Below are 20,755 nucleotides of genomic sequence, written 5' to 3'. Positions count from 1 at the left end.
CTGGGCTTCGCCCATCTCAGCGTGCCCCCGGGCCGCCATCTGCGCGGCCATACCCTGCACCCCCAGGGTCGTCCGACCATCGTGCCAGCGCGCCGCCTCGGCCAGCCGTACGCAACGGAGGGCGTCACCGATGCTCCAAGCAAGGTGGGCGCGCATGTTGAGCGTGGTAGCGGCCAGAGCGGCGTCACTCGCCTCCAACGCCCAACCGTGGGAGCGGTCATACCAGGCCAGCGCGGCGGCATGGTCGCCGGAGTCCTGACACATCCATGCGATGAACTGGGCATACTGTCCGAGCATCGCGACCACGCGATCCGTGAGTGAGCCTGGAGCTCCTTGAGCGAGCACGGTGATCGTGTCGAGTTGGGCGCGTACGACCGGCAGCAGCGGGCCGCTCCCCACCGTGTCTTCAACGCGGCGGTGTTCATCGAGGCAACGTTCAAGCCATTCCATCGTGACGGTGTCCACCCGCTGTGGACGCTCGATGACCTTCGTAATGCGCTCATACAGGTCGGGATCGGGAGCGCTGGTGACAGAAGCGATCGGCTGCCGTCCGATGTCGAACAGATCGGCCTCGCCAACCCCGAAGACCCGCGCGAGCAGCTGCGGGTAAGGGTCACTCGGCCGATGCCGACCCGATTCCCACGAGCGGATCATCCGTACCAGCGACTCGCGCTTCGGCAGGTGGGCACGAGTGCGCTCGTCCGCGACCTCGACCATCTGCCGGGTCAGGTCAGTCACCGACCACAAGCGATTACGTCGCTCGGCACGTAGCCGGACGGCCCACCCAGGAATGTTGCTCATCGAACGCGCACCTCATTAGGGATGAGGAGGGGATATCCGTGCTCACCCGTCAGTATCACCTAGCGCACGTCGGTCGCAATGCGTTGTTATGTATTCGCATTCAGTTACGTGCCATATGTAGGCGGACCCGCCGCGGTGATCGCACACCGGACGGGTCCTGGATCAGGAGGATTGGTCCTGACCTTATGGGTAACCATAGAGCGATTTCCCCCGGCTCAGAGTTCGCCGGGTGGAGGATCATGCGCAGCGATGCCGGGCGGTTGTGGGCATCCCGGGAGCGGCCATTCCCCGTGGCTGCCGAAGAGGCCGGCGCGTGCCGTACGGTCGACGGCGACGACCTGCGCGAGCTGTGCCAGGCCATCGCGCGGCAGGAGAGCATCGCCGAGATTGAGATCCCAGAGCCGGACACGCCACCCAATCCGGGGAAGGCGGGTGGGTTGGCAGCGACCGCGTGAGCGGTTGGCGGTCGGGCCCGGGCGAGCTTCCTCCGTACCGTCTGGGCCCGCATCTGCCACCGGAACAGGCCGATTTTGTGCGGCTTCGGTGGATGCCGGACGCCCGGCGCACCGCGTACGTCCGAGTGGTCGAGCACAACTGCGACGACTGCGTGCCCGTCTCGTACGAGCTGTGCGCGGCCGGGGGCTTGATGTTCATCCGCCGGACCGACCGCTCCCGTGACAAGCCCTTGGTACGGGAGACCGAGCGATTGATCACCTACCGGGCGCGGGACCTGTGGCGGGACCTGCTGCTGGGTCTCGCCCGTTGAGCTGCCCCGCCGGTCGCTGTTGGCCGCGATCGGCGGGGCTTGGGGCGGCTTCCCCGTACGGAGAGGGGCTGAGGGGCCTCAAGGGGAGGCCGCACCGCCGCAAAGCCCGCCTTGGCGCTCGCCAGGCGGGAGACACCTGATGGAAAGGAACGAGATGAACGACCTGTATGGGCGTGACCTGGCCGGGGCGCGGTTCCGGCGGCTGTGCGGCGGCAACCAGCAGGAAGAGGAGATGGAGAGCTGCGTGGAGCTCGCCCCGATCCCCGGCGCGGCCGACGCCTACGCGCTACGCGACAGCAAGAACCCCACCGCCGGGACCTTGAGGTTCACCGGCGAGGAGTTGCGCGCGGCCGGCATCGCCACCGCCGCCCTGTAGCGCCGGGCGTAACTGAACGTGCGGTCCCTGCCCGGCGCAATCAGGCAGGGGCCGCACCCACCCCAATGTAGGGAGCGCGCCGTTGCACCTCCACTGCTACTCCTGGACCGGCACCGGAGATGACCGCCGCCGCGAGGCCGAACGGCGTCCGCCGCTGCCCCCGGCCGACCCCGGGCCGTTCCTGTCGTCTCTGCTGCCGCCGATGCGGACCTGCGACTGGCTGCTCAAGCCGGCCCGCCGCATCGACTCCTCCCCGGCGACGTCGGAGGAAGCCCTGGGCTGGCTGGCCGAGCGTTACCGAACCGCCGAGCCGTCCTTTCTGCACCCCGGCGACGAGGCGCGGATCGGGCTGGACTTCAGGCTGGATCTCGCACGGGAGTCCCTGACCGGCGGGGTGGACGTGCAGTGGGGCATCTGGCTGCGCAGCGGCCGCTTCCTCACCTGTGGCGTCGTCTGCTGCTCCCCGAACCGGGCCGCGGACTACCGCTGCCCGGTCACCTGAACCGCCCGCCTGCCGGAAGCCCCCGTGACGGCAGGCGGGCCCAGGACCACGCAGAGGCCCCGAGGTCTGTCTCTGATTCTGACGGCGCGCGCCTCGGGGCCGCCGTCCACAGGATGGCAAGCAGGCCACGAAAGCGCAGGCCAGCCGGGCTGTTACACAAACACGATCGCGGTCGTCACGTTTTGCAATCAGAGGGGCGCGGAATCCATTGCCCTGCAGAGAGGTACGTAACGAGCGAATCGATCGGGTGAATAGCTGACTTATGGAAGGGATGACGGAGGACGAGGCTTTGGGTCAAGATTGCTATGTCTGTCTGTCAGGTGGTGGAGGTAGGGGCGTGCGCGGTGCGCGGATGGCGATGGCGGTTCTGGCGGTCGGCGGGATGATTTCCGGGTGCGGACCCGGCCCGACCCTGCAGGCTGCCACCGCGGAACTGCAGAAAGACATGCAACGCCTGGAGACCGATGACGTCTTCAAGAACCCGCTCAAGAAGCTGAAGATCGTGGAGCGCCCGGACAAGGATCTGCCTTGCGACAAGGGCAAGTTCGAGCGGGTGCTGCGCGCTACGGCCGACCTTGAACGCAAGGGCCCGAGCTTAGACAATCATCTTGATCACGCGCAGCGGTTGATGGAGATCACGTTATCTGAGGTCCTCCATTACAAGATGACCTACGACCTGACCCAGATGGACTGGAAGGACGCCCGGTTGATCGATGGGAGGAAGGACACTCCCGGCATCACGGTCAAGGTGATCGTGGTGCCGGAGTCGCCCACCTGGCGGCTGGTCGCGAAGACCGACTGTCTGCCTCGGTCGTAGACCTCTCAGTCCCAAACGCGGATGAGCTCCTTGGCCTGATCGTTGGTTATGAAGCGTGAGGCATCCTCGACTTTGTCGTCGAAGGCCTTGTTTCCGTCCATCCATCGCTCGTAGGGGGTCAGCTTCGCCCGGAGGATCTCTTCCCAGCTCTTTCCGGTGCGGGCCGTCTCCTGCTTGGCCTCGGCCATCAGTTCGTCGAAGGTAGGGAGGCTGCCGGTTTTGGGGCTGAGCAGTTCGGCCGGTGGCTTGCTCGCCGGGTAACCGGCGTTGTGCAGCAGTTCTGCCATGTCGTACTTCTGACGCAGGGTGAAATTCGCCCGGGCCTCGGTGAGTGCCTGGACACGGGTTTCGATGCTGTCAGCCCCCATGTCGAGGAGCGCGCTCCCGCCGTAGGCGTTCGCGAGCGTCCAGCCCATGCTCACAGCGGTGTTCGCTATGGGGATCTCGCCGAGGCCCAGGGCTACGGTGTTCTTCGTGAGGTCCCGGATCAGCTTGTCCGTGGCGTCCTTCGCGCCGCGCACCTCCAACGCCGCCTTGAACTCCAGCCCGCCGAGGTCGCCGAACATTCTCGTTGCATCACGGAAGTGGCCGTCGTCTTTTTGGGCGTCGAGGCGGGCTGCGGTGGTCAGGGTGTCGTAGCGGAAGTGGGCGGCGGTCTTGTCGAAGTCGTCGGTGAGGCGTTCTTCTCCGGTGAAGGTCTGCAGGAAGCGGTAGGTGTCGCCGGGGCTCAGGTAGAAGCCGGGAGTGACGCCCGGGATCGGCACCCACTCATCGGGCACCGCCATGCCCGATGTCCGATAGATCACCTTGTCGAACCGGGCGCCGGAGGCGAGTTCGTGGATGTAGGACTTGGCGATCACGGACATCGACTCCCTGGCCCGGCTGGGCAGGTCCTTGCCGAAGGAGCCGGCCGCCAGCATCGCGTCCATGGTGAACGCCGCGGCCTGCGGCGAGTGCTTGCCCGGCTTCTCCGTCGTGGCCTCGCTGCCGGCCTCCATCACGCGGCCGAAGGCGTCGGCGACGTCGTCGCCCGTGCCCGCCCGTTTGGCGTAGTCCAGGAACAGCTTCATCTTGTCGACCTGGTTGAGATTGACCTCCTCGCCGCCCAGCTGCGCGAACGCCGCCCGCGCGGCCGCGCCGTCCCCGGCCAGCACCTCAAGGGCGAGGGCGACCACGTCGGAGGAGTAGCCGTACGTCTTCGTCTCGTGCGGACCCGCGCCGCGCCAGTCCTGCTTGGGGTTCTTGGCGAACTCGTCCAGCGCGAGTGCGCGGGCCGCGGCCACGCGGTAGGCCGTGGGCGCTTTCGCCCCCGCCAGCAGCGCGAGCCGGTCCCACGCCCCGGCCGGACTGGCGGGTTTGTTCAGCAGGTCGGCCTTCACCTTCTCCCAGGCCGGGATGCGGCCGGGTGCCCGCAGCGCCGCGCCCAGCACCGCGCTAAAGGCGGCCAGGTCCTCCTTGGCTGTCGGGCTGCCGGTGTTCATGAGGAGGTTGGGCAGCGCGTCGCGCACCGACGCGGGCAGCATGGCGAAGAACGCCGCGGCGGCCGCGGGATCCTGGGCCAGCCCGGCGAGCTCCTTGATGTGCTGGTGGACCAGCTCGCCCTTGGACTCCGCGCTGATGTCGTTGTTGGCCAGGATGCCCCCGCCCCCAAGGTTCACGTCTCCGCCGTACATCAGGGCCAGGTTCCGGCCGGCCGCGAGACTGTCCAGCGCGTCGGGCAGGCGGGCGAAGGTGTGATCGTCGGTACCGTTCAGCGCTTTGATCAGCTCGGCCCGCTCAGCGAGCATCGGGGCCTGGCCTCTGCCCCAGTCGGCGATGGCGGCGATCTGCGCCAGCGGCGCGGTGCCGATCCCGTTCGCCCGCAGCCGCCCTTCGAACTCGGCGGTGAACTCGGTGAGCCGGTCGGCCGCCCAGCGCAGGTCGGCCGCCATGGCGTGCATCGCGGCGGGGTCGATGCCGCAGAAATCGCCGGTGGGAGATGCCATCGCGGGTCCTCTTCTCGGGCTCCTGGCCGGATCAGGGGCGTCCAGCCAGCTGCCGCCGGATCAGCTCGGCCTGGGAGCGGGTCACCGAAGCGGGATGCCTGTGCAGCTCCTCCTCGATCGCGTGGACGATCTGCCGTACGAGCTGGGCCAGGCGGTGGTCGTTGTCACCTACCTCGTTCGTCCATTTTTTGGCGGTTGGTCCCGTCCAGACCTTTTCGGACTGCATTGAGGCATAGACACGCTGGTATGCCTTCCCAACCTCTTGAGATCTGCTGTGCACTTCTTTGAGAAGTTCCACCAGTTGCGCGTGGCGAGGGTTGGGCACCATCTCTTCCGCCACGCCATCCCCCGTTCCCGTCCCCTCGCGCCCGCCCCCGAGTCACAGTCGATGTCAAAGGTAGACATCTGCCATCCGCGGCGGCAACCCCGGAATATCGCGACATTATGGCTGCGGGGCACCGGAGGAACGGCCGGCGTATTTTTAACATCGGAGGTGGAAAGTTCCTACCCGGATGGGAACTTATCCACACCGAAACCATGTCGCTGTGCGAACGGTCAATTACCTGGAGTTACAGTCGCCCATCCCGTGGGGCGATCTCCGACTCGGCTTCCCCCAGCAGGAGGGGCTCCGACACTCCCGAGCCCCTCGCCCACCGCGCGATCTTCCACGCCACCCGGACATGCCTGCCGGCCACCGCCGCCGCTCGCCACCCAGTGAAGACGAAAGACGATGACGTCACGAATCGATAACGTAAAGTGATTGAACGGGCACCGTACGTGCAAAGAATCTCCACAGGAAGGCGATCTCGTTGAAACGCATCCTCGCGCCCGCCGCCATCACGGCATGCCTCGTGGCCTGCGTGCTGCCCGACACCGCCAAGGCCGCCCCCAGCCCGTACGGATTCTCGGAAAACAGCGTCCTCACCTGGTACGTCGCGGCGGGCTACGGCGCCTGCGGAACACAGATCGACGCCAGAACCGGACTGTTCGCCGCCGTGCCGGCCACATACTGGACCACTCCCAAGCACGCCGACGACCCGCTCTGCGAGCAGGGAGTGCAGATCAGCTACCGCGGCAAGACCATCAAAATACCGATCAGGGACCTCTGCTCCGGCTGTGCGGCCGACCAGCTGGACCTGAGCCGCCCCGCCTTCGCGCAGTTCGAGAACCCCAACTACGTGACACGCATCACCGACGCCACGTGGAGGGTCGCCTCCCTCAAGGCCCGCCCCTCACGAGCGGCCGACGACGGGCGGCCGGGGGCAGGCCGAACGCAGGCGGCTCGTCGGCATGTCCTCGTCGGCATGTCCTCGTCGGCATGTCATGGCGGGATCGCCTCGATCGCGTGCCGCAGGCGGTGCAGTACGGGCCCGAGCCGGCCCAGTGGGGGCGTGCCCAGCGCCAGCCGGAGCCCGGGGGGACGGTAGGCGCCGGTGGCGAACGCGTCGCCGGTCGACACGAGGATCCCTTCTCGCGCGAGCGCGGTCGCGACGTGGTCGGGACGCTGGTGTGGCTCCAGGCCGAGCCACACGATGTACGACGTCGGGTGTGCTGTGACGTCCATGCCGGCGAGCGCGGCACGGGCGATGTCCTGCCGGACGGCGGCGTCCTCACGGCGGGCCTTCTCCAACGTGGCGACCGTGCCGTCGGCGATCCAGGCGATGGCGAGCGCGGTGATGAGACCCGCCACGCCCCAGCTCGCAGCGCGCAGGCTCCTGGTGACGGCCTCGCCGTACCGGTCGGGCACGACGGCGAAGCCGAACCGCAGTCCGGTCGCCACGTTCTTGGACAGGCCTGCGACGTAGCAGGTGCGCTCGGGCGCCAGCGCCTGCAGCGGCGGAGGCGGTGCGGCCTCCAGGAAGGCGTATGTGCCGTCCTCGACGATCATGGAGTCGGCGGCACGGGCCATGGCGACCAAGCGAGCACGCTGGTCGCGGTCGAGCACCCAGCCGAGCGGGTTGTGCACGGTGGGCATCGCGTAGATCGCGCGGACCGGCCGCGTACGGCACAGCCGGTCGAGCGCGTCGTGGTCCGGGCCCGTCGCCGTCACCGGGATCGGGGCGAGGTCGAGACCGTGCGCGGAGGCGAGCAGCTTGATGCCGGGGTAGCTGAGCGCGTCGACGGCCAGGACGTCGCCGGGCCGGGTGAGCGCGCGCAGCACCACATCGAGCGCCTGCTGGGTCCCGCCGGTCAGCAGGACGTTCGCCGGCGCGGTGTCGATCCCCCGGTCGAGCAGGTAGGTGGCCACGACCGCGCGGTCGCCGCCCCGCCCGCCCGGCGGATGCTGGCGCAGCAGCGACTCGATCTCCCCCGAGGTGGACAGGGCCCGCAGGGCCAGGCGCAGCTGGTCGGCCTGGCCGTTCGCCAGTGGCTGGTTGAACGACAGGTCGGCCACGCGCGGCACCGGCAGGGCGCGCGACGGTTCCGGCCCGTCATAGCCGGCCTGGTGCCGTACGAACGTTCCGCGTCCGGGTTCGCCCACGACCAGACCCATGGCGGCCAGCTCGGCGTAGACCCGACTCGCCGTGGCCAGCGCGATGTGCCGCTCGCGTGCGAGATCACGGTGCGCCGGCAGCCGGGCGCCCGCCGGGAGCGTGCCGGCGCGGATCGCCGCGGCGAACTCGTCGACGATGCGCTTGTAGGACGGTGGCCGCATGCCCAGCCCTGTATCTAGGACAATTATTGGATCGTCACAGATTAGGCCTTCTAGGCTCGGTGCGTCCACGCCCCAGCGAAGGGAGCCCCGGGCATGACCGTCCGCATTGACCAAAAAGAGCAGCTCGTGACGATCACCATCGAACGGGAACACAAGCTCAACGCGCTCGACTACCCGACGATCGACGCGCTGCTCGCCGCGCTCGATCACGTCGACGCCGACGACTCGGTCCGCGCGGTCATCGTGACCGGCGCCGGGCGCAGGGCGTTCAGCGCGGGCGCCGACATCCCCTCTCTCGCCGGCAGCATCGCGGGCGGAGCCGAGCGTGCCCTACGGGAGATCGTCCGGCGTGGTCACGGGCTGACCCGGCGGATCGAGGAGTTCCCCAAGCCGGTGATCGTCGCGGTCAACGGGCTCGCCTACGGCGCCGGTTGCGAGATCACCGAGGCCGCGCCGCTGGCGATCGCCGTCGAGCATGCGACGTTCGCCAAGCCCGAGATCACCCTCGGTTTCCCGCCGCCGTTCGGCGGCTCCCAGCGGCTGCCCCGCCACATCGGCCGAAAGCGCGCTCTGGAGATGATTTTGACCGGCGACCCGATCCCGGCCGCACGGGCCGCCGAGATCGGCCTGGTCAACGCCGTCGTACCGGCCGGTGAGCTCCTCGACGCCGCGCGGGACCTGGCCGCCCGGATCGTACGGCAGGCGCCGACGGCCGTGGCGGCCTGCCTGCGGTCGGTCACCCGGGGGATCAACCTGCCGATCGACGAGGGGCTGGCCGTCGAGGCGGCCTGCTTCGCGGCCACCGTGCCCACCGAGGGCGTACGGAACGGACTGCGCCGATTCCTTGAACGCTAGCGCCGGCCTACCGGGGGCGGCGGGCGAGCAGGAAGGCGTCGAGGGCCGTACGGCGCCCGTCGCCGGTCTCCACCTCGCGGCCCCGGGTCTCGGCCCGTACGACCTCCAGCCCGCAGCCGTCGAGGTCGGCCGCCACATCACGGGCCGTATAGAGGACCGCCGGATCCTGCGGGCCGCCCACGCCGTGGGCCAGGTTGTCGCTGTCGTGCGCGACGACCAGCAGCAGGCCGCCCCCGGCCAACGCGGCGGCCGCCGCGCGCATGACCTGGCGCCGCGGTTCGGCGCCCACCTGGAGATAGGCGGAGATCACCAGGTCGTACCCGCCCGGTTCCGGGACGTACGCGCGCAGGTCGGCCTCGACGAGCTCGAGCCGGTCGCCGCGCTCGCCGAGCCGGTCGCCGGCCAGCGTGCGCGCCCGCCGCAGCGCCACCGGGGAGAAGTCGACGGCCGTGGCCGTCCAGCCCCGTTCCACCAGCCACAGGGCGTTGCGCCCCTCCCCCGCCGCGAGGTCCAGCGCGCGGCCGGGCGGCAGCTCGGCGGCGACCTCCTCGACCCACCGGTTCGGCCCCTCGGACCACAGCAGGTCCTTTGACTCGTAACGGCTGTCCCAGTCAGTGCTCTCCACGGTTGTCCACGATAACGGTCACGCCATGACGGTCACGGGTGCGGCGTCCAGTGGACGACCTTGACGTGGGTCATCTCGTCGAGCAGCTCGGGGCCGTACCCGAAGCCGTGGCCGCTCGCCCGCAGCGGCTGCGCCGAGCCGCCGGGGGCGCCGCCGAAGACCGCGTTGATCTTCACGGTGCCGACCGGCAGCTCACGCCAGGCCCGCTGCGCGTTGGCCGTCGACGGGGTCAGCACGGTGGCGGCCAGGCCGTACGGCGAGGCGCAGGCGAGGTCGAGCGCCTGGTCGAAGGAGTCCACGACGCGGACGGCCGCGACCGGGCCGAAGGTCTCCGACCACATGATCTCCATGTCGTCGGTGCAGTCGCTGAGCACGGTCGCCGGGTAGAACGCGCCGGGCCCGTCCGGCGCCCCGCCGCCCGTCAACACCCGGGCCCCCGACGCCACGGCGGCGCGCACCTGCCGGTCCACGATCTCACGCTGCGCCCGGTCGACGAGCGGGCCGAGGGTGGTCTCCTCGTCGCGGCCGGGGCCCATCCGCAGCTCCTCGGCCCGTTGCACGAGCGCGGCGAGGAAGGAGTCCGCGACGTCCCGGTGAACGTACACCCGCTCCACCGAGGTGCAGATCTGCCCGGCATTGGCGAAGCAGCCGGTCGCGGCCTGCGCGGCGGCCCATTTCGCGTCGGCTCCCGCGTCCACGATCAGCGGGTCCTTGCCGCCGTTCTCCAGCAGCATGGCCGCGCCGGTGCGTGCCGCCGCGGCGGCGATCGAACGGCCGGTCGCGGTCGAGCCGACGTGGGCCACGAGATCGACGGCGGGGTGGGCGGCCAGCGGCTCCCCCGCCCTGCGGTCGCCGCTGACCACGGTGAGCACGCCCGGGGGCAGCTCGGCGGCGATCAACTCGGCGAGCAGCGCCCCGGCGTGCGGGGTGCGCTCGGACGGCTTGTGCACGACGCAGTTGCCGGTGACCACGGCGGCGCCGACGAGCCCGCAGGCGATGGCGACCGGGTCGTTCCACGGCGTGATCACCGCGATCACGCCGCGGGGCTCGCGCACCATGAGGTCGGTCGCCGCCCAGCCGCCCTGCAGGCTGCGGCCCCGGTGCAGCGGGCCCAGCTCGGCGTACTGTCTGAGCGTCCCGATGCCGGCCGCCACCCCGCCCCGCGAGTCGCCGATCGGCTTGCCCATCTCCCGGGTGACGAGTTCGGCCAGCTCGCCGGCGCGGGCCTCGATCCGGTCGGCCGCGCGGTGCAGGCGCGCGGCCCGGTCGGCCGGAGCCGTACGGGCCCAGCCCTGCCGGGCGCGGCGAGCCGCCGCCACGGCCCGTTCGACGTCCTCGGCGCACCCGGCCGGCGCCTCGCCGACCGGCTCGCCCGTCGCCGGGTCGTCGACGGTCAGCCGCTCCGGGCTCGCGCTCGCCGTCCACCCTGCCTCGGTCAGCACCCATTGATCCCACTCCCGCACGGCGGCCCTCCCTGGTATCCGAGTCCAGCGAGGAACGGGTTCCCCCGTCGTCCGGCGTCAATCCATCGTTCAGCTGGACCTGGTTCTGCGGCGGACGCCGTCGAGGTAGTCGTCGAGCGCGTCGCGGGTCGCACGCAGTGCCGTGTCCGAGGCGTCGAACGTGCGCTGCGCGACGCCGACGAAGACGCAGTCGACGATGAGGAGCTGGCTGATCCTGCTGGCCAGCGCGCCCGGGCGGAACGCCGTCTCGCGCCCGGCCGAGACCAGCACGTGGTCGGCCAGTTCGGCCAGCGAGGAGCGCGGGTTGTTGGTGATCGCCACGGTCGCCGCGCCGCCCTTGCGCGCGACCCGCATCGGGCCGAGCACGTCGGGGGTCTCGCCGGTGCAGCTCACGCCGACGGCGACGTCGCCCTCCCGCACCAGCGCCGCGCTGGTCAGGGCGAGATGCGCGTCGGTGAAGTAGTGGGCCGGCAGACCGATGCGCAGCAGCTTCTGCGCCATGTCTGCGGCGACGAGACCGGAGGCGCCGACGCCGTACACGTCCACCCTGCGTGCGCCGGCCACCGCGTCGACCACCGCGCCGAGGCGATCCGGGTCGAGCTGGGCCGCGGTGTCGGCGAGCGCCTGGGACTCGGCGCTCGCGACCTTGGCGATCACGTCGGTGAGCGGGTCGTCAGGGGCGAGATCGCCGGGAACGAGCCGCTCGGGCGCCTGCCTCGCCACGGCCGCCGCGAGGGCGAACCTGAGCTGGGAGTAGCCGGCGAAACCGAGGGACCGGGCGGTGCGCACGATCGTCGCCTCGCTGATCCCCGACAGCGTGCTGATCTCGGTGATGGTGCTGTTCGCCACCAGGGCGGGGTCGTCGAGGATGAGGCGTGCGACGGTCTGGGCAGCAGGGGTGAGCGAGGGCAGCACGGCACGTACCCCCGCGATCGGGTTCACCTGTGCGTTCAAAGGGGCGTGCGAAGGGCTGCTCGGAGGGACGACCGGGAGGGCGATCGGGGCGGTTTGGGCGGTGCCGTCGTTCTCAGTCATCGCGTGCAGCCTATCTTGCGTGAGATCAGCGTATGTGCCGCCGATCGGCGCGGCCGTACGGATGGTCGCCGGACTCCGGCGCGCCGTACGGCCGCGAGCGACGCGGTCAGGAACGGAGGCAGGAGACGCCGCTGAGCGTGAAGGCGGGCGGGACGGGGTTGGCACCCGTGTGAGCGGCGTTGAAGCCGATCTCGACGGACGTCCCTGGCTGGATGACGGAGTTCCACGGCATCGCGGCCGCGGAGACGTAGGTCTCCTCCTGGGACCAGGAGGCCGACCAGCCGCCGGTGATCTTCTGCCCGGTGTCGGGGAACCTGAACTTCAGGGTCCAGTCGCGGATCGGGTCGGGGCTGATGTTGATGATCCGCACCTGCGTGCCGAATCCGCCGCTCCAGGTCCAGGTGTCGTACGCCACCTTGCAGTTCGGGGGCGGGGTCGGGGACGGGCTCGGCGTCGGATAGCCCTCGTGGGCGAGCGCGGAGAGCGGGTCGGACGGCCAGCTGAGATTGTCCGCCGCGTCCTTCGCCACCACGAAATAGGTGTAGTGGCGGCCGGTGACGACGTCCGTCTCATGGAACCACGCGGTCGTGGGGCTGCCGGCCCTGACATAACCGGTCGCGGTCCGCCGGTAGACGTCGTAACCGGTGACGCCCACGTCATCGGTCGAGGCGTTCCAGCAGAAGTTCACCCCGGCACCGTCGGCGACACAGTAGTCGCGCAGCCCGGTCGGCATGGTCGGTGGTGTGACGTCGCCGGGCCTCGGGCTGGGAGTGGTGGTCGGCCGCGGTCCGGTCGTCGCGGTGGTGGTGATCAGCTCGGACGGCTCGCTGGTGTTGCCCGCCGCGTCCTTGGCCACCACGTAGAAGGTGTAGAAGCGGCCCATGACGAGGCCGCCCGACATCATGGCGTTGGTCCCGGACGGACTCGCCGCCTTGACGAAACCGTCCGCGGTCAGCCGGTAGACCTCGTATCCGGTCACCCCGACGTCGTCGCTCGACGCCGCCCAGCACAGCCCGACCATGGCCGGGAAGTCGCCTCCCGGAGGTGCGGGCGGCGGGCAGGCGAACACCGACCCGGGCCTGGTGGGAACTTCGCTGGGCGGCCCGGTCGGACTCGGGCTCGGAATCGTCGGCGTCGCCATGTGCGATACGGCGTTCAGCGTCGCGTCCTGTCGGGCGAGGGCGGGATTCCCGATGGAACCGATCAGTACGACGGCGAGGGCCGCACTCGCCACCCCCGTCCACAGCATCGGCCTGTGCTTCCTGCGCGGTCTCATGAGAGAGGCTCACCTCGATCGCTCGATCGGACCCCGGCTCCGGATCTGGGCCGGGTCGACCCCCCGCAGCGATCATCCGGTCAACCGGTGCGGGAGTCAACTGCCCTCCCACGCCTCCGGAGATCCACCCTGCGTGAACCACACAGATCGCCGGGAAACCTTGATCAACGCTGTCGCAAGACGGGGCAAATCCCTACGGATGCGGCACTAGCGATTCCACCTATTAGCTGATATTAAGAACTCTGCCTTCCCTCTTCATTTCAGCTACTGGACTTCCAAGGAGGTGAATCATGAGCATCCTCGTCGACTACACCAACAACGTCTCCCCCGAGATGTTCGGTGATCTGACGGACGCCGCCGATGGTCACGGCCTGACGGCGGTCAGCCCCGTGCTGGCGACCCCGACGGCCGTGGCCCTCGGCGTCGCCATCGGCGCGGTCGCCTTGCACGCCGGTTACATGGTGGGCATCGCCCGCAACATGGCCGAAGGCAAGTACCCGAAGGTTCCGCAGGAGCTGCCGCAGTGACGCCCTCACCACAAGGGAGATGAACCATGCCATTACTGGCCGAGAAGGTGAACGCCGACCCGGCGCTCGCCGCGATCTCGATCCACAGTGCTGAGCCCTGCCACGAAATCGGCGGGGCGCCGGTGCTGGCCACGCCCGCGACGATCGTGACAGTGGCGGCCGGCGTGGGCCTGGTCGGTTCGGTGGCCGGCCTGTTCGCCGCGGGCTACGCGATGGGCCGCGCCCTGGGCGGCACCAAGCCGCCTCGGAGCGATCAACAGCTCCCATCCTAACCAAGCGCGTTGCCGGGGCGCCGCCGACCGCGGCGCCCCGGCGACGGGTCGGTCCAGAAACAAGTCAGGAAACGCAACTCCCATGAAGAGACCGGACAAGCGCCGCCGCCCCGGGCTGCTGCCCGCACTGTCCAGCCGCGGCGCCCAGTCCAGCCGCGGCATCCGAGCCTCCATCGGATCGTTGTCCACACTGTCCAGATCGAAGGCACTGACCTGGACCGAGCGGTTGAACTCGGTGACCCACCTCCTCGCCAGCCTGGAGTACCTCACCCGCCGTAAGGACCGGGAATGGGGCGGCGCCAACAACTGGGACGTCAACCGCCGCATGTTCCACGAACAGGCCCCCCGATTCGCCCGAGCCATGGATCTGGTCGCCCATCCACGGGTCAGCACCGCCCTGCACCTCAGCCGTGCCGCCGCCGCCGCCGCGCTCTGGCTTCCGTTGTCCCCGCGGCAACGCGTCGCCGCCAATACGGTGCTCGCCGGCAGCCAGGCGGCCCTGCACGCCCAGCACCTCTACGGAAGCGACGGGGCCGACCAGATCTCCTTCCTGGTGCAGGCACTGACGACCGTCGCCCGGGTAAGCCACCGCCGGCCCGCCATCGCCGACGCCGCCCTGTGGTTCGTCTCACTGCAGTCGGTGCTGTCGTACACGGTCTCCGGGTGGGCCAAACTTCCCAGCGACACCTGGCGCAGCGGGCGCGCCCTGCCCAACATCATCCGCACCCACACCTACGGCGACCCGGACGCCTGGGAGCTGATGCGGCGCTACCCCCGGCTGACCCGGCTCGCCGCACACGGCGTCCTCGCCTTCGAGTGCGCGTTCCCCCTCGTCTTCGCCGGCCGGGGCAGGCTCGCGCCGTACATGCTCGGCGCCGCCGGGGCGTTCCACCTCGTCAACGCACGAATGATGGGACTCGGCCGGTTCTTCTGGGCATTCGCCGCGACCTATCCGGCGGTGCTCTACACGACCGGGCCACGAGTACGCACCGCCCCGGACGGCACGGTCAGCCGTCGCGACGACGCCCTGCCGGGCACCGTGGCCGCCGCCGGGCTCGCCCTGCTCGCCGCCGGTCAGGCGGCGCGTGCCCACCGGCGACGGATCGTCACCCGTGGACGGGGCGACGAGCGTACGGTGACCACCAGCGCGGGCAACACACTGGCCTACCGCGTTCTCGGCGAGGACGTTCTCAGCGAGGGCGCGAGCGGCCCGGTGGTCATCCTGGAAAGCGGCATGGCCGCCACCACCGAACACTGGGAACGGATCGCCACCCAACTGGCGCGACGTTTCACCACCGTCACCTATCAGCGGGCCGGTTACGGCGGCAGCCGATACCAGGCCGGCGGCGAATACCATTTCGACGCCATAGTGGACGACCTGACCGAGGTGGCCCGGCATGTCGCCGGTGACCGGCCCATCGTGCTGGTCGGCCACTCTCTCGGCGGCTATCTCGCCCTGCTGGCCGCCGAACGACTCAGCGCGCAGGTGCGGGGCGTCGCACTCATCGACTCCAGCCACCCGGCCGAACTGCAGCGCTCCATCCGGCAGGCCGAAGGCGGCCGCGCGCTGACCAACTCGCTGGCACTCATGCCCGCATCGCTGGATCTCGGGCTCGGCTCGCTGCTGGAATGCCCCGCATGGGTGAATCGGCTCCCGCCTGAGGCGCGGACCACCGCCCTGGCCCAGTACCGCGACGCCAAACTGTGGGCCGCCGCCCGGCGGGAATGGAAAGTCGTCAAGGAGAAATTCGAGCGGTTCGACGGCGTCCTGCCCCGGATCACCGCCCCCCTCGTGGTCATCACGGCGGGGCAGACCGCGGTCACCGACACCGTGCAGGTGGATCTGCACGACGAGTTCGCCGCCGCCGCCCCGCAGGCGCGGCAGCACCTCATCCAGGGCGCCGACCACGACGAGATCCTCACCGACGCCGGACGTGCCGCCGAGGTGAGCACGATCCTCACCGCGTTCCTCGACGACCTGCGAGACGCCTCCCTCGGCGACGACAGCCAGAATGGAGGCGAGCGGCGATGAAACTCCCGCCGTCACGTCAGGCCGACCGTGGCCAGGTCACCGCACTGGTGATCGGCGGCCTGGCCGCCTGGTTCGGTGTGACCGTCCTCAGCCAGCACCCCCAGCAGATCTTCGACCGGTTCCGGCGCTACGACTACACCGGCCTCCTCATCGGCAACTGGCGCTTCTTCGCCCCCGAGCCGGCGCAGCACGACTTCCACGTTCTGCACCGGGTGCTCCTGGCGGACGACGTCCAGACCCCCTGGGTCGAGACCACCCACATCCCCAGGCGCGTCTGGCGGCAGATGGTCTGGTTTCCGGAACGGCGGCAGGACAAGGCGGTCTTCGACATCTGCGCCGAACTGATCATCTCCCTGGGTCAGCCCGGACTCGACATCACCAGGGTCTCCGCCTACCAGGTGCTCTGCGACCACGTCGAGCTCGTCGTACGGGAGGAACACCGGGCGAGGCCAACACCCAAGGGCTTCCAGTTCGTGATCGCCCGCAGCGCCGGCTACGACGAGTCGGACAATCCCGACTACCTGCTGATCTCCCAATTCATTCCACTGCAGGAAGACCGCCACCATGAGTGAGATCCCCGACATCGGCTACGGCGCCCAGTTCGCCGACTTCTACGACCGCCTCTTCCCCGGCGGCCCGGCCGTGGCCACGACCGCGGCCTTCCTCGCCGATCTGCACCCCGGTGGGGACCTGCCGACGCTGGAACTAGGGGTGGGCACCGGGCGGATCGCGCTCCCCCTGGCCGACCTGATCGGCCCGATCGTGGGTGTCGACTCCTCGCCTGAGATGCTGGACGTCCTGCGCGGCGCCCTCGCCGAACGGCCCCGCCCGGTCACTCCCGTGCACGGCGACATCCGCGGCTACGCCGACGACGGCCGCTACGGGCTCATCTACTGCGTCTGCGGCACCCTGTCCATGTTGCTGGACCCCGCCGAGCAGCAGCAGGTGCTCGATGTCGCGGCAGCCCACCTCGCCCCCGGCGGCCGCCTGGTCGTCGAAACCCACAACCCGAGCTTCGCCCAGGCACTCAACCAGGGCAGGGTACGTGACTCGTATTTCGTCCCGTACCCGGCGCCGGACACCGGGCTCCTCTCCTACTCCACCATCGACATCGACAACCGCATCTGGCATCTCGCGCACATCTGGATCGACAACGGTCGTTCCCGGATCGCCTCGGAACTGAGCCGCCTGACCACACCCGAAGACGTCGACGGGTATGCCCAGCGGGCCGGGCTGAAGCCGGCGGGCCGCTACAGCGACTGGCTCGGCACCGAATTCAGCGGCCAGGAGCCGATGTACCTCTCCGTCTACCGCAAGGGTTCCGCGTGATGGCGCAGACGACCGAAGCGCAGCCGGCCGGGACACGGCCCGGTGGGGCACAGCCGGACGGGACACGACCGGACGGGACAGCGGAGACAGCCGCATCCGCCGGGCCTGCCCCGGCGGCGAAAGACCGGGCATCTCATTGGACGACGATGCTGGCCGGCTATGTCCGGCCGCACCGGAAAACCTTCGTCACGGCCGCCGTCCTGCTCCTCGCCTCCAGTGTGCTGGGCCTGCTGCAGCCGCTCGCCGTACGGGCCCTCATCGACGGGCTGACCACCGGGACCGAGGCCGGCCGAGCCCTGGTCGTGCTGACGGCGCTCGTCGCGGTGGCCGCCGTCCTGCTCGGAGTCGGCAACTATCTCACCCTGCGGACCGCCGAAGCGGTCGTCCTCGACGGCCGTCGCGGGCTGATTCGCCACCTGCTCCGCCTCTCTGTGCCGAGCCTGCACAGCCAGGAGCCCGGCGACCTGCTCGCCCGGGTCACCACCGACACCATGCTGCTGCGCCAGATCGCCAGCCAGGCGTTGATCGACCTGATGACCGGCGGCCTGATGCTTCTCGGGGCGGTGGCCCTGATGGCGGTGGTCGACGTCGTACTGCTCGGCGTCACCGTCGTCGTCGTGCTGCTGCTCGTGGTCGTCATGGCGGTGATCATGCCGCGGATCCGCACCGCAGCCCTGCGCGCGCAGCAGGCGGTCGGGCAGATGGGCGCCGCCCTGGAGCGGATCCTCGGAGCCTTCACCACGGTCAAGGCCTCCGGCATGGAATCCGCCGAACTGGCCCGTGTCGACGTCTCGGCCCGTACCGCCTTCAAACAGGGCGTTTCCCTGGCCCGCTGGGGATCGGTGGCGGGCACCACCGCCGGGCTGGCGATCCAGGTCGCCTTCCTGGTCGTCCTCGGGTTCGGCGGCGCCCGGGTGGCCAGCGGCGCCATGACGGTGTCGGGGTTGGTGGCCTTCCTGCTCTACGTGGCCTACCTGACCCACCCGGTGATCCAACTGATCGGCGCGACCACCTATCTGCAGACGGGCAGGGCGGCGCTGAGCCGGATCGCCGAGGTGAACGCGCTGCCGGCCGAACCTCTCGACCTGCCGATCCCCTCCCAGGCCACCCCTGCCGAGCCGACGCCGCCGGCGGAACCTCGTACGCAGCCGGGCAGCACCGTCCCGGCCACACCGGCCTCCGTGATCTTCGACCGGGTCGTCTTCACCTATCCCGGCCGGGCCGAACCGGCCCTGCGTGACTTCACCCTGACCGTGCCCGCCGGTGGGCTGACCGCACTCGTCGGGCCGTCCGGCTCGGGCAAGACCACCGTGCTCAAGCTGCTGGAACGGTTCTACGACCCGCAGCAGGGCCGGGTGGTCTTCGATGAGCGAAGCCTGCCCGGCTGGCCCCTCAACAGCCTTCGGGCGAACATCGGCTACGTCGAGCAGGATGCCACCGTGCTGGCCGGAACCCTCCGCGAGAACATCGCGTACGCGGCGCCGGACGCCGACGAAGCCGACATCCGGGCTGTGCTGCGCACGACCCGGCTCGACCCGCTCCTACAACGTCTCGGCGGCGACCTCGACGCGGAGATCCAGCACCGGGGCGTGTCGTTGTCGGGCGGCGAACGACAGCGCGTGGCCATCGCCCGGGCCCTGCTGCGCCGGCCCCGCCTGCTCCTGCTCGATGAGGCGACCTCACAGCTCGACGCGGCCAACGAGGCCGCACTGCGCGACGTGATCCGGGAGATCTCCGGCGACACCACCGTCATCATGGTCGCCCACCGGCTGTCCACCGTGCTCAACGCGGTGCAGATCGTGGTGATGGAGGACGGTACGGCACAGTCGTCCGGAACACACGCCGAACTGCTGCGGAAATCCCCGCTCTACGCCGAACTCGCGGCGGAGCAGGCGCTGGCATGAGCCGGGAACCCGTGATCCGGGAACCGGGGCCCGCCGGCTCCGGCCGGGGCGGCATCGACGCCGTGGTGGTCGGCTCGGGCCCCAACGGCCTGGCCGGGGCGCTCGTCCTCGCCGCGGCCGGTCTCGAAGTGCGGGTCTACGAGGCCGCCGACACCATCGGCGGCGGCACCCGTACCGAACAGCTGACCCTGCCCGGTTTCTGGCATGACGTCTGCTCCGCGGTCCATCCGATGGCGCTGGCGTCCCCGTTCTTCCGAGCGTTCGACCTGTCCCGGCACAGCGTGCGGCTCCTGCAGCCGGAGATCCCGTACGCTCATCCGCTCGACGGCGGTCGCGCCGGGCTGGCCTGGCGCGACCTGGACCGTACGGCACAGGGCCTGGGGGTTGACGGCCCGGCGTGGCGGTCGCTGCTCGGCCCCCTGGTGGAGCGGTGGCGGCCCCTCGTCGACACGGCCATGTCCGACTTCCGCAGTCTCCCCCGTCATCCCGGCACGGCGCTGCGGATGGCGCTGCGGGTGCTGGAACAGGGCTCGGCTCTGTGGGGGGCCCGGTTCCGAGGCGACGTGGCGCCGGCTCTGCTCACGGGTGTCGGCGCGCACGCCATCGCCCCACCCCGGGCCATGGCCCCCGCCGGAGTGGGTCTCGTGCTGGCCGCCCTCGCCCACGCGGTCGGCTGGCCGGTGCCGCAGGGCGGCAGCCACACCATCACCCGGGCGATGGCCGCGGAACTGACCCGCCTCGGCGGGCGGATCATCACGGGCGAGCGGGTCGACACCCTGGCGCAGTTGCCTCCGGCCCGTGCGGTGCTGCTGGACGTGGCGCCGGCCGGGTTGCTGCGCATCGCCGGCGATCTGCTGCCAGGCCTGTACCGTCGCCAGTTGCGCGCGTTCCGGCCCGGTGGCGCCGCCTGCAAGGTCGACTTCGCGCTCGCCGGCCCGGTGCCGTGGGCGGCCGCTGACTGCGCCCGGGCCGGCACACTGCATCTGGTCGGTTCACGGGATGAGGCACTGGCCGCGGAACGGGTGGTCGCCGCCGGTCGGCACGCCCGGCGGCCGTACGTTCTGGCGGTGCAGCCCGGCGTCGTGGACGCCGGTCGCGCGCCCGTCGGTCGCCACGTGCTGTGGACGTATGCGCATGTGCCGAACGGGTCCCCGCGGGATGTCAGCGAACAGGTCATCGCCCAGGTGGAACGGTTCGCACCCGGATTTCGTGACCTGATCCTCGCCAAGCACGTCGTCACCGCCGCGCAGGCGCAGCGGCACAACCCCAACTATGTCGGCGGGGACATCTCCGGCGGCGCCACCACCCTGTGGCAGTTGATGATGCGTCCGGCTCCCCGCTGGGACCCGTACCGCACGCCGTTGCCCGGGGTCTACCTCTGCTCCTCCTCCACTCCGCCGGGTCAGGCGGTGCACGGGATGTCGGGGGTGCACGCGGCCGGTCGAGCTCTGCGCCACCGGTTCGGCGTTCACACCGATCCGCTTGATCTCGTCGCGTCCGCCGTGTCGGGGCACGGAGCGAACGCGGCCTGACA

At 70.3% G+C, this 20,755-nt stretch carries 21 protein-coding genes and 1 pseudogene; 14 read left to right on the top strand and 8 right to left on the bottom strand.

Annotation, left to right across the window (positions count from 1 at the left end; genetic code table 11):
* Positions 1 to 738: pseudogene (locus tag Mth01_RS11780) on the bottom strand (XRE family transcriptional regulator); the annotation flags it as partial.
* 353 nt (positions 739 to 1,091) lie between these two features.
* Between Mth01_RS11780 and Mth01_RS29665 the strand changes: the two are divergent.
* The 5 genes from Mth01_RS29665 (at position 1,092) to Mth01_RS11755 (ending at position 3,262) form a co-directional block, all read left to right on the top strand.
* The gene (locus tag Mth01_RS29665) at positions 1,092 to 1,256 is read left to right on the top strand and encodes a hypothetical protein (RefSeq protein WP_239089591.1); all 165 of its coding nucleotides are present in this window, start codon (positions 1,092 to 1,094) and stop codon (positions 1,254 to 1,256) included.
* A gap of 92 nt (positions 1,257 to 1,348) precedes the next feature.
* Positions 1,349 to 1,567, top strand: coding sequence for a hypothetical protein (locus tag Mth01_RS11770; protein ID WP_204015760.1), 219 nt, complete (start codon positions 1,349 to 1,351; stop codon positions 1,565 to 1,567).
* A gap of 139 nt (positions 1,568 to 1,706) precedes the next feature.
* A complete protein-coding gene (locus Mth01_RS29660) occupies positions 1,707 to 1,943 on the top strand; it encodes a DUF397 domain-containing protein (protein WP_239089590.1) in 237 nt (78 codons plus the stop codon).
* Positions 1,944 to 2,025: 82 nt separating this feature from the next.
* Complete coding sequence (locus Mth01_RS11760) at positions 2,026 to 2,445, top strand: hypothetical protein (protein WP_204015758.1); 420 nt, start codon at positions 2,026 to 2,028, stop codon at positions 2,443 to 2,445.
* Positions 2,446 to 2,782: 337 nt separating this feature from the next.
* Positions 2,783 to 3,262: a hypothetical protein gene (locus tag Mth01_RS11755; RefSeq protein ID WP_204015756.1), complete on the top strand. Its 480-nt coding sequence runs from the start codon at positions 2,783 to 2,785 to the stop codon at positions 3,260 to 3,262.
* Positions 3,263 to 3,267: 5 nt separating this feature from the next.
* Here Mth01_RS11755 and Mth01_RS11750 read toward each other — a convergent pair whose 3' ends face one another.
* Both Mth01_RS11750 and Mth01_RS11745 read right to left on the bottom strand, forming a co-directional pair.
* Positions 3,268 to 5,247, bottom strand: a complete 1,980-nt coding sequence (locus tag Mth01_RS11750) for a hypothetical protein (RefSeq protein ID WP_204015754.1) — start codon at positions 5,245 to 5,247, stop codon at positions 3,268 to 3,270.
* 31 nt (positions 5,248 to 5,278) lie between these two features.
* A complete protein-coding gene (locus Mth01_RS11745) occupies positions 5,279 to 5,587 on the bottom strand; it encodes a hypothetical protein (protein ID WP_204015752.1) in 309 nt (102 codons plus the stop codon).
* A gap of 469 nt (positions 5,588 to 6,056) precedes the next feature.
* On the opposite strand from Mth01_RS11745, the gene Mth01_RS11740 reads away from it, so the two are divergent.
* A complete protein-coding gene (locus tag Mth01_RS11740; RefSeq protein ID WP_204015750.1) occupies positions 6,057 to 6,674 on the top strand; it encodes an RlpA-like double-psi beta-barrel domain-containing protein in 618 nt (205 codons plus the stop codon).
* Here Mth01_RS11740 and Mth01_RS11735 read toward each other — a convergent pair.
* Positions 6,569 to 7,903, bottom strand: a complete 1,335-nt coding sequence (locus tag Mth01_RS11735) for an aminotransferase-like domain-containing protein (protein ID WP_204015748.1) — start codon at positions 7,901 to 7,903, stop codon at positions 6,569 to 6,571. The genes Mth01_RS11740 and Mth01_RS11735 overlap by 106 nt on opposite strands.
* A gap of 93 nt (positions 7,904 to 7,996) precedes the next feature.
* Here Mth01_RS11735 and Mth01_RS11730 point away from each other — a divergent pair, with 93 nt between their 5' ends.
* Positions 7,997 to 8,758, top strand: coding sequence for an enoyl-CoA hydratase-related protein (locus tag Mth01_RS11730; protein ID WP_204015746.1), 762 nt, complete (start codon positions 7,997 to 7,999; stop codon positions 8,756 to 8,758).
* 7 nt (positions 8,759 to 8,765) lie between these two features.
* Here the strand turns inward: Mth01_RS11730 and Mth01_RS11725 are convergent, their stop codons facing one another.
* The 4 genes from Mth01_RS11725 to Mth01_RS11710 form a co-directional block, all read right to left on the bottom strand.
* Positions 8,766 to 9,383: a class I SAM-dependent methyltransferase gene (locus Mth01_RS11725; protein WP_204015744.1), complete on the bottom strand. Its 618-nt coding sequence runs from the start codon at positions 9,381 to 9,383 to the stop codon at positions 8,766 to 8,768.
* Between the two features lie 32 nt (positions 9,384 to 9,415).
* Entirely contained in the window at positions 9,416 to 10,846 is a 1,431-nt protein-coding gene (locus Mth01_RS11720) for an aldehyde dehydrogenase family protein (RefSeq protein WP_239089589.1), read from the bottom strand.
* 69 nt (positions 10,847 to 10,915) lie between these two features.
* Positions 10,916 to 11,881 carry a MurR/RpiR family transcriptional regulator gene (locus Mth01_RS11715; RefSeq protein ID WP_204015742.1) on the bottom strand — a complete coding sequence of 322 codons (966 nt, stop codon included), beginning with the start codon at positions 11,879 to 11,881 and terminating at the stop codon, positions 10,916 to 10,918.
* A 106-nt stretch (positions 11,882 to 11,987) separates the two neighbouring features.
* Positions 11,988 to 13,157: a cellulose-binding domain-containing protein gene (locus Mth01_RS11710; protein ID WP_204015740.1), complete on the bottom strand. Its 1,170-nt coding sequence runs from the start codon at positions 13,155 to 13,157 to the stop codon at positions 11,988 to 11,990.
* 290 nt (positions 13,158 to 13,447) lie between these two features.
* On the opposite strand from Mth01_RS11710, the gene Mth01_RS11705 reads away from it, so the two are divergent.
* From Mth01_RS11705 to Mth01_RS11675, 7 genes are all read left to right on the top strand, one after another.
* Entirely contained in the window at positions 13,448 to 13,684 is a 237-nt protein-coding gene (locus Mth01_RS11705; RefSeq protein WP_204015738.1) for a hypothetical protein, read from the top strand.
* Between the two features lie 26 nt (positions 13,685 to 13,710).
* Complete coding sequence (locus Mth01_RS11700; RefSeq protein WP_204015736.1) at positions 13,711 to 13,956, top strand: hypothetical protein; 246 nt, start codon at positions 13,711 to 13,713, stop codon at positions 13,954 to 13,956.
* An 82-nt stretch (positions 13,957 to 14,038) separates the two neighbouring features.
* On the top strand, positions 14,039 to 15,988 hold the full coding sequence (locus Mth01_RS11695) for an alpha/beta fold hydrolase (protein ID WP_204015734.1): 1,950 nt from the start codon (positions 14,039 to 14,041) through the stop codon (positions 15,986 to 15,988).
* Positions 15,985 to 16,560, top strand: a complete 576-nt coding sequence (locus tag Mth01_RS11690) for a hypothetical protein (protein WP_204015732.1) — start codon at positions 15,985 to 15,987, stop codon at positions 16,558 to 16,560. Before Mth01_RS11695 ends, Mth01_RS11690 begins: the two co-directional genes overlap by 4 nt.
* Positions 16,553 to 17,317 (top strand): class I SAM-dependent DNA methyltransferase, encoded by a 765-nt coding sequence (locus Mth01_RS11685; protein WP_204015730.1) that lies wholly within the window; start codon positions 16,553 to 16,555, stop codon positions 17,315 to 17,317. Before Mth01_RS11690 ends, Mth01_RS11685 begins: the two co-directional genes overlap by 8 nt.
* 146 nt (positions 17,318 to 17,463) lie before the next feature.
* Positions 17,464 to 19,221 (top strand): ABC transporter ATP-binding protein, encoded by a 1,758-nt coding sequence (locus tag Mth01_RS11680; protein ID WP_204015728.1) that lies wholly within the window; start codon positions 17,464 to 17,466, stop codon positions 19,219 to 19,221.
* Positions 19,218 to 20,753 (top strand): phytoene desaturase family protein, encoded by a 1,536-nt coding sequence (locus Mth01_RS11675; RefSeq protein WP_239089588.1) that lies wholly within the window; start codon positions 19,218 to 19,220, stop codon positions 20,751 to 20,753. The genes Mth01_RS11680 and Mth01_RS11675 overlap by 4 nt, the downstream gene beginning before the upstream one ends.
* The last annotated feature ends 2 nt before the right edge of the window (positions 20,754 to 20,755 follow it).

The organism is Sphaerimonospora thailandensis (assembly GCF_016863115.1).
Lineage (GTDB): Bacteria > Actinomycetota > Actinomycetes > Streptosporangiales > Streptosporangiaceae > Sphaerimonospora > Sphaerimonospora cavernae.
Note: the sequence above shows the minus strand (reverse complement) of the source record. Positions and strands in the feature narration are given on the sequence as shown.